Annotated in this window: 8 protein-coding genes and 1 pseudogene; 1 reads left to right on the top strand and 8 read right to left on the bottom strand. The window is 38.9% G+C overall.

Annotation, left to right across the window (positions count from 1 at the left end):
• Positions 1-195: 195 nt before the first annotated feature.
• The 8 genes and pseudogenes from OCY70_RS30845 to OCY70_RS30810 form a co-directional block, all read right to left on the bottom strand.
• A pseudogene (locus OCY70_RS30845) lies at positions 196-1,666 on the bottom strand (IS5 family transposase).
• Positions 1,667-1,865: 199 nt separating this feature from the next.
• Positions 1,866-3,089, bottom strand: coding sequence for an IS256 family transposase (locus OCY70_RS30840; RefSeq protein WP_261945299.1), 1,224 nt, complete (start codon positions 3,087-3,089; stop codon positions 1,866-1,868).
• A 734-nt stretch (positions 3,090-3,823) separates the two neighbouring features.
• Positions 3,824-5,047 (bottom strand): glycosyltransferase, encoded by a 1,224-nt coding sequence (locus OCY70_RS30835; RefSeq protein WP_213429437.1) that lies wholly within the window; start codon positions 5,045-5,047, stop codon positions 3,824-3,826.
• A gap of 10 nt (positions 5,048-5,057) precedes the next feature.
• Complete coding sequence (locus OCY70_RS30830) at positions 5,058-7,346, bottom strand: HAD-IA family hydrolase (RefSeq protein ID WP_213429436.1); 2,289 nt, start codon at positions 7,344-7,346, stop codon at positions 5,058-5,060.
• Between the two features lie 15 nt (positions 7,347-7,361).
• Complete coding sequence (locus tag OCY70_RS30825; protein WP_213429435.1) at positions 7,362-8,648, bottom strand: class I SAM-dependent methyltransferase; 1,287 nt, start codon at positions 8,646-8,648, stop codon at positions 7,362-7,364.
• Positions 8,649-8,661: 13 nt separating this feature from the next.
• Positions 8,662-9,936 (bottom strand): ABC transporter ATP-binding protein, encoded by a 1,275-nt coding sequence (locus tag OCY70_RS30820; protein ID WP_213429434.1) that lies wholly within the window; start codon positions 9,934-9,936, stop codon positions 8,662-8,664.
• Positions 9,937-9,954: 18 nt separating this feature from the next.
• Positions 9,955-10,755 carry an ABC transporter permease gene (locus OCY70_RS30815; protein WP_213429433.1) on the bottom strand — a complete coding sequence of 267 codons (801 nt, stop codon included), beginning with the start codon at positions 10,753-10,755 and terminating at the stop codon, positions 9,955-9,957.
• Positions 10,734-11,675 carry an NAD-dependent epimerase/dehydratase family protein gene (locus OCY70_RS30810; protein WP_213429432.1) on the bottom strand — a complete coding sequence of 314 codons (942 nt, stop codon included), beginning with the start codon at positions 11,673-11,675 and terminating at the stop codon, positions 10,734-10,736. The genes OCY70_RS30815 and OCY70_RS30810 overlap by 22 nt, the downstream gene beginning before the upstream one ends.
• Positions 11,676-11,813: 138 nt before the next feature.
• Between OCY70_RS30810 and OCY70_RS30805 the strand changes: the two genes are divergently transcribed.
• A complete protein-coding gene (locus tag OCY70_RS30805) occupies positions 11,814-14,273 on the top strand; it encodes an O-antigen ligase family protein (RefSeq protein WP_213429431.1) in 2,460 nt (819 codons plus the stop codon).
• The last annotated feature ends 19 nt before the right edge of the window (positions 14,274-14,292 follow it).

The raw sequence follows: 14,292 nt of genomic DNA, 5'->3' as shown, positions 1-14,292 counted from the left end.
TCTGCCGACTTCACCTAGCTTCATACCTCATGCCCTGCCGAACAAGACGCATGTAGGAGTCTCAACGGAACAGTTTTGGAAAACATGGATTCCTCATTCCTGTTCTCGGATAGAAAGTTAGACTTTTCTTTATAAAGTCCTTGCTTTTCCTGAAGTTATTCAGTTATAGCAAAACAAGTCGCACACATATTGCCTTTAGGCCCACAGAGGCTGACGGCACAGATTCAGCAGCAGTCTGAAAATCGGCAAAAAGAGAACGCGCAGCTTGCGTTCGAGATTCATAACAAGCAGTTGCAGGGCAATGACCGTTTCGCTTGTCTCTCGAAGGCGTGCTCGAATACGCCCCAGTCCGTAGGAGCGTTTGCCTTCTCCGAATTTTCCTTCGATTGCGTTACGCATTGAAGCATCCTGTCTGGCCTGGTTCCGATCGGGTTCCGCTTCTTTCTTCGGACGTCCTAAGTTTGGACCACTCAGACGGATGCCGTGCTCCTTACAATAGCGAAGGTTCTCCCGGTTTCGGTAGATTTGGTCGGCTAGAATGGCTTCCGGATAACACCCATATCGCTGGACGAACGACTCCACGGAAGCTTTCAGTGTCATGCTTTCGTTGAAGTTATCCCAGGACAGCTTCTCCATCCGAGCGTAACCATCCACCAGACTGATCGCCAGCTTTGCTCCAAACTCGACGGGAGCATTCACTTTCCCGCGGACAATCGGCCGTACATGCGGTTGGGAAAGACTGACGATTCGATCTTCCACCGAGTGTGTCCGTTTGTCGTACATCTCTTGCTGTTGACGATACAGCTCGCACTTGCCGATACTGCTGCGAACCCAGTTGATTCAAGCTGCTTTTCGCTGCCAGCATTTCGATGATGCGAAGATTACGCGAAACATAACGAAGCTGTTTGCCAACCGCTTTCCGGATGGATTTGGCACCCGTTCGCCGTTTCTTGGCGATCTCGAGGTAGCGTTTGCGGGCGGTTTGACGATACGTTCTCGGTTTCTTGGCCTTCCCGACGAAAGGCTCGTGCAGAACATCGATGATCGCTTCGAGTTTTTCCCGCGCCTCGTTCAATAATTTCAAATCGGTCGGATACGAGATGTCGGCCGGTGCGCAGGTCGCGTCGAGCATCAAGGTGCCTTTGTTGCATGGTTTCTCTTTGCTTTTGCCGTCTTCATTAACGGATGTTCCATCAGAGCCATGGCCGCTGCCTGGAGGATCTTGAGGATCGCTCTTGTTTTGTTCCTGCTTCTTTCGCTCTGCGTCCTCTTCCAAAATCCAATCGTTGATTCGTTCAATGACATCCGCACCCAATCGCTTGCGGAAATGGGTCAACAGCGAGTGATGAAACGGAGGCTTATCTTGGAACGCCGGCAGCCCAAGGAAGTACTGGTAGTACGGATTTTCGGTGATCTGCTGGACCGTCTCTCGATCATCGAGCTGCATACGTTCCTGAATGTACAGCGCTCCCAAAGCCATACGAACAGACAAGGGGATCTGGCCGCGCATTGATTTCTTGAACGACTTCGCGTAGAGTTCTTCTGCCCGCCACCACGGGATGATAGCGGCCAGTTGAACCCAACGGTTCTCCTTATTTAATTTACCGCCAAACGGCAAGTAGAAATCTTCGAACAACTGAAGCTGGCTTTCGGTTCTACGATACATGTTGGTTCACTCCACGTGTACGATTTTTTGCAAGAAATTCGCATTTTCCTTGCATTTTATTTCGAGTTAGAGTCCAGAAATCCTTGTAAAACCTTAGAAAAATGATTGTTCAGCAAGCCCTAATTATTTCGATCTTCTATTTTTAATACCGGTCAAGTCCAAAATTATGTGTAAATTCCCTCAAGCAAAATTCGTTGCTCTAGCTTAACCGTACAACCTTGGAAGAAGTCTTAGCATGTGTTTTGCGCCATTCCAAATAATCCGTCATATCCAGATACTTTCGGCCATTGCTCCACTTTTCATCTATCTCCATTAGCAAAGCACCAAGTAATCGGTATGCAGAATCGCGGTTTGGAAAGATACGAATCACACGCTCACGACGCCGTTCTTCCTCGTTTAAACGCTCTTGGCTGTTTGTCGTACGCAGACGTTTTCGGTACTTCTCTGGAATCGACATTACCGCCGTAGCATCGTCGAAACCTTGCTCCAGTATACGCATCGCTCGCTCCGCTTTCTCACTGTATGTCTCTAACGTTTTATCCAGCAATAGCCGAGCTGTCTCCAAGTCCGGAGCATCTAAAATGCCTCGGATGGCACGGTGCACATCTTCCTTGAGACTTTTCGGTGTTGCGTCCAGCACATTACGAATAAAGTGCGTCTGGCATCGCTGCCATGTAACCCCCTGAAAATGCTGACGGATCGCACGCACAAGCCCGCCATGCTGGTCAGAAACGATGTAATCCACGCCCCGTAACCCACGCTGCTTCAGTTCCTGGAAGAAGGCCCCCCACGTCTCTTCCGATTCCGAATCGCCGAGCATGTGCCCAAGCACTTCTCGTGTTCCGTCGGTATTGACTCCTGTTGCGATCAACAGTCCACGAGAGCGTACACGACCGTCTTCACGTACCTTCAAGTACATGGCGTCTACTAGCACAAATGGAAATGGGCTGTCACCAAGTGGACGATGGCTCCAAGCTTGTACGATGGGATCAAGCTTCTTACATAACTCGCTCACCGTAGACTTTGAGAATTCGGCGCCACACAGTTCCTCGGTAATCTGCGACACCTTGCGAGTAGAGACACCATTGACAACCATCTCCATTAAGGCTAATACAAAAGCTTGCTCGCTTCGTTGGTATCGGGCAAATAAATTCGTAGAGAACTTGCCATCCCGGATACGTGGAATATGAAGCGTAAGCGTGCCTACACGTGTTGTGAGCTTAAGCGGGTATGTCCCATTCCGATATCCCTTGCGCTCCTCTGCTCGCTCATAACGTTCTGCATCCAACTGTTCGGTCACCTGCGCTTGTAAGACTTGATTCAATACGGATTCCAGCAGCTTGGCTACACCCGCATCTTTACGATCTCTAATAAATAATTGCTGCAAAATATTCGAATCTACGTTAATCTGATATTGAGCCATTTTCAAATCCACCTCATTAGTTTGTTGTGCCAGCAACTACATTCTACTTGAGGGGTTTGAACATGGCTCTCTTCATTTATTGGAAGAAGCTATTTTACACAATTATACGGACTCAACTCTTTGATTATGGTGTGTAATTGTTTTTATTTTGTCTTCGGGTGAATATAAATCTACCCTCTCTATATTGTCATTTATCTTGACTTCAGCTAACCCGGAGTACGGATGATTCCCTAACTTGATTTCAAAGCTCTTTTCACTAATCCTTCCCATGTGGCTACTGCTTTGCTTCCATCATGGCTCACAGTACTTCCATGGATAACTTCCTATTGACCTTCATATTGTAACGTTTTTAAATCAATGACTTTACCATCAACCGCCAACTCTTTTATCCATGCTTCAACTCCATTGGACTGGCTGTTTTCATCAGTTAGTGAATTAATACTAAGTGTTACAAATTGTGAATTATTATATGGTAACATCAAAACAAATATTGTACTAAATGATGCACACTATTTTGTATTTTTTAGCGTGCTCGCTATTATTGTAACTAAGTTTGATTATATTCTTATTACTAACAGACCAAATAAAGTTCCGAACAACAGTATAAAACAAATCCAATTAAGCGGTTTCTTTCGATATTAGGGAAAAAATGATGAGCGATAAATAAAGTTAATAAGTAACAAAAATATATCCTGCATACTTTTTGTAGTTCATTTCTACAATACCCCTATAAGTTATTTATGTTTTTTAGTAATAAGATAAAACTTAGTTTTTCTCAATAAATCAAATAATCTTGGACTTCTTCTTTTAAGAATGGACTTTATTTTAGGGAGCATAGTTGATGATACTCTTCTGCTTTTATCATTTTTATAATTTTCTGCTATTATATACCACCCAAACATAAAATTACTATAATTTTTCACTTCAATATTGCTGATATGCCTATCATTATTTATAATGTTTATTATGGCTGTTTGGAATTGACTCGACGATTCTTCCCAACTCGGCCACTCTGATGCAGTTTTCTTCGCATTCGTTAGCAACTGATTTAAGTAAATTCTATCTTCTTTTAATTCATTGATACTCTTTACTACTTCTGTATCATTATCACAAGCTATGACAATGCCATTCTGCCCATCAACGATATATTCATCATGACCGGTTACGTCATATGTAATAGATGTCCCTCCACAATGAAACATCTCTAACGGCGGGCCGAACATCCCCTCAACATAACTTAATTTAATAATCACGTCACATGATCTGTATATTTCCGGCGTCTTAAATATTGGTACTCTTGAGAATACTCTATCTACCCCAGGGTAGGAAGTTATGGGACTAGATGTCAACAACCAAATCTCATCAGCATTTGACTGTTTACATAATTCAATGGTTTTGGGAACATTTTTAAAATCTACATCAATTGGCCCCTCAACTAACACTCGCAGCTTATCTTTTTTCCGATCAGCGTGTTTTTCTCCATCTTCGAAATAAATATCCTTCCTGATGCCGTTCAACACGAGATAAGCTTCCTTATTAAAATGTTCTTTTAAATAATCTTTAATCCACTTTGCTTCTGTTATAATGTGTAAGGGTAAGGCATACGTAGACTCTACAAGTTGTCTTAGTGGCTTTTCTGATTCGCTATAAAATCTGGATTCGATTGATTGCACAAAATATGCATACGTTTTTGCTTGTACCCGATGCAGCTCATATACTGTTCTCCACCAAGTTGCGATACAAATATCAAACAAATCTTCACTTGCTTCACTATATGTCCTCCAGCTTAATTCTGTAGCTTCGGGATGCCAGTGAAGCCTCTCCATATCTACAGGTTCTTCTGTCACAAGTGTTACATCTATGCCTCTTCGTTTTGCACGGATTGCATGTTCAAAAATAACGTAAGTTCCCCCGCTAATATCAGGGGAACCCAATAGCATTGCCCATTTCATTCTCATACCTCAGATCTCATTTATTTTTATTCGACTCTAATTGGAGCGATAGTTGGCGAATAACTTCATCACGGTCATCAATCATTTTTGTCATACTCTTTATTGCCTCATCACGGTCATCAATCATTTTTGTCATACTTTTTATCGCTTCATCACGATCATCAATCATTCGGGTCATTTTCTGGATAGCATCTTTTTGTTCTTGTATGGTTACCTTTAATTGATTGAGTTGCTCTACTTGAATAGATGAATTTCTTGATGTCATAGCATCCTTATGGCTTTGATATTTCTTAGAAAAAGAACGGTTATACTTGTACCAACCATACAATTTCACAAGATAACCCAATCCTTCATTTTTTAACGTTATTGGGGCCCAGAAACCTTTATTAAGGATCGCTCGAGGGTTCCTCAACATAGCTAGTGAATTGCGAAGTGTTCTACCTAAATTAAATTTATTTTGGATTTTAAATGTACTATATTCAAAAACCCCGAAATTCTCGTAGTGGTAGAGTCCATTAAAGAAGTTGATTTCCTTGTTCGTCGGAAAAAAAACCATCCTTGCATGTATCTTTGCAAAATCCGACGCAAACTTTTCGACTTTAATGCTTTTTTTGCAAAACAACTCGCAAAGCTTACAGAAATATTGATAAATGTCATCTTGAAGTGGTGATATTATTTGTTCGAATAATTGCTTTTCTTTATCTGTCTGAATCGTTTCCACATCCACTACTCCATTTTTTTCGATATATTGATTTGCACTTCCATGTGAAGCGCCTAAAATCACTTCATACAATGCTCTGTTTTCATTATGAACATCATAAAATGGTGATTTATATGGAATGGATGAGAACAAAATCCCTTGCTTTTTGTTGTTATCTTTCATGTCTCCAGTGCTAATCAATCCCAAATAGTATCCAGCAACTAGAACTTTCTCGCCTAAAATCCGATAAATGTTATCTTGAATTGTACCTTTCCACCCCACATCAACAAGATGAACACCTTCATTTTCGAACTTAACACCGTATTGCATTAAGTACTTCAGGAATAGGTCTTTTTGTTTAGAGCGCTTGTCTTCATAGACATTTCTGAACTCAGAGTCGCACAGTAGCATATTAAATGCCTCACTAGTAGGCAAATCTCTTTCTTTATGATCTGAATCTATGTTTAGTCTCAACGTTATTCTTTCTATCTCTTCTTGATCAAAGTTAATACTAGCTAAAAAGTCTCTAATTGATATATTCCGATATTGACGAAACAATATATCAAACTTTTCTTCATCAATTTTTTTTAACGAAGGCAAAAAAGTTGATTTACGGGATACTTTTATATAATGGGGACGGATATGTTGTATATCAATATAGCCTTGTTTCTTTTGATATTCATTAAATAGTTTTAAAAGAAACTCTCCTTCTCTGGCTAAGAAAAATACATTTTTAGCCTTCTGCATTATAAGTTGTTTATGCAGGAGTTCAATATATAAGTATAATGAGAAGGTTATCTCGTGAAAGCACTGTTTTTGGGTTTTTCTCATACTTTCCGCTATAGAACGGATCCCTTGAAAGTATGATATATCATTCTCATAAGTCCGTTTAAACTTCTCATAAAAATGCCTTTGTTCCTCTCTATCTAATAAATACGCATCGATCCCCTTATGTTTGGGCATATTAAAATCAGAGTGTTTATTATCGCCAACCATAATAATATCTGTTTTAACTAGCTTTAATTCATTTATTACAACGTCAAATAATCTACCCGTTCTTTTAGTACGTTTAAATTCACTTGATACAAATATATCGTCCACATAGGAACTAATATTATGGTAATCAAACAAATCCCTCAACATGCTTTTACTTAAATAAAAATCGGATACACACACGACGCGTATCCCTTTCCTTTTCAATTCAGATACAACCTCAATCCATTCTTTATCGACAAACTGAACCGCCTTTTCAACTTCTAATTCCGTTTCTTTACATTCTCTTGCAAAAGTTGAGTATTCATAATTACTAGTAATTAAATTATTGTCTAATAATTTCTGGTAAAGAACCTTTATAAAATCATCAAAATGAAACTCTTGATCATCCCCATTATCAGCATTAATTTGACATATCTCCATCTCTATTTCATTTCGGATCATATATAAACGATCATATGGTATGTGATCTCCGAGTTGTATACTAAAACGTTTCGCCCATATTTTCTTCGTATACTCCGGCTCTACACTTCTTAATAAAATCGTGTCAAATATATCAAAAAGAACGATTTTCTTTTTCTGCTCCTGAATATATTGAAGTAAATCCTTCATTAAGTTCTCCTCAAATTATTTTTTTCTGAAATTTAAGATAATTTTTTTGCTCTGGTAGTAGTCGATTAACTCTTGTTTTTGAATTAGTTCATTCTTTGTTGCTATTAAACCATCATTTTGTTCTTTTACCTTTTTCTCTAGTATGGATATATTATTTTTTGCAGTGGCTAGTTGTTTTTCCAATGTTGTAATTATTGTATCACGTTCTTGAATCATTTTTTCAGTTGCTTCCAACGCGCTATCTCTATCATCAATCATCATTTTTGATGTTAATAATGCTTCGTCTCTTGATTCTATCATTTCTTTAGATGATGCCAATGCAATATCCCGTTCCTGAATCATAATATCATTCTGTCTTATAATTTCATCTTTTTCTTTTATTAGTTTCTCATTACTTGCAACAGCCTTATCTCGTTCCTGAATCATGACATCATTCTGTCTTATAATTTCATCTTTTTCTTTTATTAGTTTCTCATTACTTGCAATAGCCTTATCTCGTTCCTGAATCAGGATATCATTCTGTCTAATAATTTCATCTTTTTCTTTTATTAGTTTTTCATTACTTGCAATAGCTTTATCTCGTTCAAATACCATTGTTTGAAGGTCTTGTGTTTTTATCACTTCAAATTCATATAATGATCTGTACGTATAATATAAAATCTTGTCATTTATATTTTCGTCCAATAACCCTTCATGCACTTTAGCCCCTTTCGGAAATAAAAGCCCAAGTCCCCAACTATGTTTGAACTCATACGAAGGATAATTATTTTTTATATCGTTCCAGAATTGATTAGATCCGTAACCAAGAGGGCTAAATACGTCATGAAACATGATTACTCCATCCTCTTTCAACTTGGGTAACCATGTCTCAAAATCATGAGACACTGCCTCAAATGTATGCAATCCATCAATATGAATTACTTCTATAGAGTTATCTTCGAAGTCATTTAACGCCTCATCGAATGTTTTACGCAACAAGGTTATATCTATATTTGGAAAGATATTTTCTACAGTAGAAGTGACCGTAACATATACGTCCTCGCCGTAAAAACCTGCCTGTTCGTCCCCTTCCCAGGTGTCGATGGCATATAATTTGGTTGTTAAATCGAAGTCTTTCACAGCTTGACAGAAAGTAAAGAAGGAACATCCATAGTGAGTACCGAGTTCCACTACACTCCCTGGATTCAAATAACGCATGAAATCGTAGGCAAATCTCCGATGTCCTTCCCAAGGAGCAACCCTCAATTTTGCATTTATCACATCAGATTCAAATTTCGGTTCACTTATTACCCATTGATTCAAGGACAACCTCTCCTTAGACTTCTTTCATACTTATTTTTTCAATTTTATTATTGAATAATGCGTGAACAGACCCTAAAGTAATATTTTTGACTTGTATGACGTTATGGGCCCAACATTGAATAACATGCTGCATTTCATGAAAACCTTCTCCAATTCCAAAGGTTATAAAATAATCGTTTTCCTGAATTTCTGGCCAAGGAATCTCAATTGCAACTACATACGACTTGTTCTCTTCTACAATTGGTACAGAAAGGTTAGAACTATACGAGTTTTCACCGAAAATCGAATTTCCAAATTTATCATTAACTAAATAACCTACTATCATTTCATCTGTCGATTTCCGAGAAGAAATTAAAAGTTCGACTTGTAGTTTGTTTCCTTTAGTAACAAATCCTTTATACTCTTCATCATCTATTTTAAATTGTACGGCTTCTATTATTATTTCTTGTGCGCCACCTAAGGACTCTTCATCTGTTCTTACCCATTCACCAGAAAGTAACATATCCGTTTTTGAACGTTCTTCCTTCTGTTCAACTTTCTTTTTGCTTGAGAAAGTTTCAGTATGCAGTATTTTGGTATAGTACTCTATGCCTTTTAATGGTTCTCCTTCAAAGACCACTTCACCCTCTGAGAGGACAATTACCCGATCCGCCATATTTGCAATGGAGCTCAAATCGTGAGTTACCAGTAGCTTGGTGACATCCCTCATTTCTTCTTTCATAAACCTATTACATTTCTGTTGAAAAAATACATCTCCCACGGATAGAGCTTCATCTACAATTAATATTTCAGGTTTAAAATTAATCATTACGGAAAACGCCAATCTTGCAAACATACCACTAGAATAAGTTTTGACAGGTTGATGTATAAAATCCCCAATATCAGCAAACTCAATTATATCAGCAATTTTTGTTTGCATGACTTCTCTTGACAACCCACGCATTGTTCCATTCAAATAAATATTCTCCATGCCTGTATATTCCGGGTTAAACCCTGTACCTAGCTCTAATAATGCAGAAATTTGGCCATGTACCGTCCTTTCCCCCGATGTCTGAGTAAGGACACCTGTTATTATTTTCAACAAAGTAGATTTCCCTGACCCGTTTTTACCTATAATGCCCAACGTTTCACCTTTGTTCACTGACAACGAAACATCTTTGAGTGCATAAAACTCCTTATGATATAACTTTCCGGTAATACTCATTGATTCCTTTAATCTATCGACTGGGTTGTGGTATAATTTATATTTTTTAAAAATATTTTTCAAATATATCACATAATTCTCCATATTATCCTCCTGATAATTTTACAACACATCCGCAAAGTGAGGTTTTAGTTTTCTAAACAAAGCAATTCCAATAATTAGAATGATGGAAGACAAGATCCAAAAATAAAATGTTTGATTATACCGATGCCAAAACCACACATGATTAATAAATGTATCCCGGTACCCCTCAACAATATAATAGAGCGGATTTAGTTTAAAAATCTTTGCAAACTTATCAGGTAATATTTCTGGTGACCATACTATCGGAATTAACCAGAAACCTATTTGGACAGCGATTCCTAATATTTGCATAAAGTCCTTTAAAAATACAACTAACGATGAAAAGACCAACCCTAAGCCTAATAATAAGTAGCTTGTACAAAATAGATAATAAAAAACTTGTAAGTACGATAATGCCGGATAAAAACCATATACGTAAAGAACAATTACTAGAAAACATATAAAAAATAAATGTATATAAAAAGCAGAGAGTATCTTTACTAATGGTAATATGCCAATTCGGAATGAAACTTTCTTAACAAGATAGCTGTACTCTAGAAAACTGTTTGAAGACGTAACCCAACTCTCGGCAAAGAAAAACCACGGAATTATTCCACAGGTTAACCAAAGAATAAAGGGTGTTCCATCTGGTCTTTGCCCAGATCTAAACCCGACCTCAAAGACAAACCAGTATACTAATATTGTCATAAGCGGTTGAATAAACCCCCACAAAATCCCAAGGGAAGAGCCCGCATACCTTACTTTAAAGTCGTTTTTAGATAACTCATAGATTAACTTGAACTCATCCCTGTATTTCTTTAATTTTGCGCTAACAAACATGTTTTATCTCCTCTTGTATAAAAATGAATCGTTTCATTTAGCCCTTGCTCTAAGCTATATAGAGGATGCCATCCGAGTCCATCCTTTGCTTTACTATTATCTAAACAACTGTGTCTTATGTCACCAGCCCTTTCTCTTTCATGTAAAGGGGTTTCGACTCCTGAGAATTCCCTTGCCATCATGTTAAATAGTTGATTAATAGTTACTGAGGTATTAGTGCTGATATTGAAAGTCTCATTATCACCTTGAGATAAAGCAGCCAGATTTGCAAATGCAACATCCTTCACATAAACAAAATCTCTCGTTTGTTCTCCATCACCATATATTACTAGTGGCTGTTGATTAATCAGTTTATTCAAGAAGATCGAAACTACTCCACCTTCCCCTTTAGGATCCTGTCTAATTCCGTATACATTCGAGTACCGTAGTATGGTATATTTTAAATTGTATAAGCTCGAATACACATTAAGATAATACTCTGGTGTCAGTTTGGAAATCCCATAGAAAGAAACCGGAGATATGTTATGTTTCTCATCAACAATTGAATTTTGTGGTGTGCCGTATACAGCAGCTGAAGAAGCATATATTATTTTTTTGACCCTATACTTTACACATAAATCTAATGTTTTTATCGTTGAGATAATATTAATTTCAGCATCAAGCGAGGGAGACTTTATTGAATTTTGTACATCTATTTGTGCTGCATGATGGATAACAATATCAGGTTTAATTCTTTTGAAAACTTCTTCTACTTGAATAGAATCCAAGTCCATATGGTAAAAAACTGCATCAGGGTGAAGATTTTCACGTTTTCCGGTTGAAAGATTATCTATTATATATACTTCATGGTTGTGTTCAATCAATAAATCTACAATATTCGAGCCAATAAACCCTGCACCGCCTGTAACAAAAATTTTCATTTTTTTATCCTCCGTAGTTCATACAGTTATTCGAAAATTGATGAGTATATTACTTCTGTTGTGCGTAAACAATTGGATGTGGCATTCTGACTATGGTAAAATTATTATCGAATTTATAAGAAAAGGAGAAAGTAAACTTTGTCTAAATATGGCTACAATACTCATAAGCCGTCTAAAAGAAATAATAACACTTCGATTTATGTCTGGCTATTATTGAGTACGATGACTTTATTCCTAATCTGGTCCCCATTCCAATTCGGACTATTCAACGCACAAGACACATACTTTGAAAATCCAATTTACTGGTCTATTCTCATATCTTCTATTCTAGCATTTTTGACAATAGGAATCCTGCTTCAATTGAAAAAAAGAAATTATGACCAGTCTGACGTGCTTACTCTCTTTGTATTTCTACTGCCTTTAACCTACGGAGTTTCGGCATTTTTCGCAGCTTCCAGTTATTTGGCGGTTAATGCGATTTTTATTATGTTAACCTATGCCGTTTTCTTCGCTTTTACTAAACTAACAACAGGCGAAGAGAAGATCAATCGCATCATCCAGACTACGTTAACAGGTTCCGCCTATATCATCGTCTGGTTTGGGTTGATGAACTGGCTAGGAAATGGAAAACTCGCTGCGGCATTGATCGGGTGGTTTTCTAGGCTCAATCCGGACGGATTATACCAACAAGCAATTTGGGTAGATGCGAATGGACCGCGTCTTGCCTCGGTGTTCCAGTACCCGAACACGTATGCTGCTTATTTGATGGCATTCTTGTTTGTAGCCGTGTTTTACTTAACGACAAGCCGTAAGGCCGTTAGTCATGCGGTACACGGTTTTATGTTGGTACCAATTATTCTATCAATTTTATTAACCCTCTCTCGTAGCGGTCTGGTGTTATTGCCAGTTGTGTTTGTGGTAGTTCTATTATTTGTGAAGCCGGCACGGCAGATTCTATGGATTGTCCATCTGGCAATCAGCGGTGCGGCGACATTTGTTATTTTGAATACCGTAACCGATATCGGCATTCAAGTACATCAGAACGGAACAGGCAGTTCCTCCTTCAAGGGATGGCTTTATATTTTTGGAGCGTCGGCTGTATCCGCCTTCTTATGTTGGATTGTACAACGATTCCTTGCGCCATGGTTGGAAAATAAACTGGAAAACTTCTCAATGAAGAAGTGGGCCAATGCTCTCCTCCCTGTAGGGGGAACCATCATTGCTGGAGCGCTGTTGTTCTTTTTGCTAGGAACCGGACTCAAAAATTTGCTGCCGGAAAGCATCTCTTCACGTCTCAGTTCAATCAACTTCCAGCAGCACAGCGTGCTTGAGCGGATTACGTTCTACATAGACTCGATGAAGCTGGCGGCAGACTATCCTGTCTTCGGTGCGGGCGGCGGCGCTTGGAGCGCGTTGTATGAAAAGTACCAAAACAACCCGTATGAATCAGCCCAAGCTCACAGCTACTACATGCAGTATCTTGTTGAGACCGGATTTCTCGGCTTCATTATATTAATTGCCTTTCTCGGAATCGTTTACTGGAAGTACGTACAATCGTTCCGGAACGCGGAAGAGACGAAGCGGAATAGCTATTTCATGTATTTCATTTTAGCGACAAGCATTTTGGTACATAGCGTGATGGATTTTAACATGAGCTATGTTTATATCGGGATTATCGTCTTTATTAGCTTGGGAGGGATGGCGGCATCAATTTCAACGGAGCCACTTAAGAAAATAAAGCCAAGTACATTCAAAGCGGCTGCGGCAAGTATTCTCGGAGTCGCTGGAGTGATAATGTTCATCACTTCTCTATTATTTATTCAAGCTTCCAGCTCTTATGCGAAAGCGAGAGCGGTCCTGAATGAAACGAGTAATTTTAATCAAACAATGGATTCATTAAGTAAGGCTCTAAAAATAAGGGGAACCGTGCCTGAATATGCTGAGTTTAAAGCTGCCTTGTTCCAACAAGTATACGCACAGCAAGGAGACGAAGACTTTTTTGCTGAAGCCGAGCATACGTTACGACAGGCGCTGGAAAAACAACCAGGAAACCGATTATTGCTGTTACGATTGATAGAGCTTTATAAGCAAAAAGGAATGGATTCGGAACTCTATAAAGTCTACTCTGAAAATGCTGAGCGCTTCCCGTGGGATATGGAATGGTACGACAAGTACATGGATGCTACCTTGCGCCAAGGGATGATCGTTTATAACGAATCCCCAGAAAAGAAAAATGAATACATGGATGAGATTATTTCAGCATTGCGCCATGTCGAACAAGGTGTGGAACATCTCAAAACTTTACCGGAAGGACAGCTTCAGGGGCGAGAGTTCAGGGTAACGAGCACGATGGCCATGAATGCTGGCCGGGCCTACATTATGAAAGGCGAACCTGGGCAGGGGGCGGAAGCAATGAAGCCTTATCTAAATGAGGACCTGTCAAATGCGACTAATCGGGAGCTAGCCCGCTGGTATGTCGGAGCGACTATCCAGAATGGCCAAGTTGATCAGGTATGGTATGATAAGTTGCTCAGTGTGGATCCAGAAGAAAAAGAGCGAATTGAACAAGTTGCTGAAATGCGATTTTTAAAACAGTAATAAATAGAAAACGGCCCGT

This window comes from Paenibacillus melissococcoides (assembly GCA_944800085.1).
GTDB lineage: Bacteria > Bacillota > Bacilli > Paenibacillales > Paenibacillaceae > Paenibacillus_B > Paenibacillus_B melissococcoides.
The sequence above is the reverse complement of the archived record's forward strand: the minus strand, read 5'-3'. Positions and strand labels throughout refer to the sequence as shown.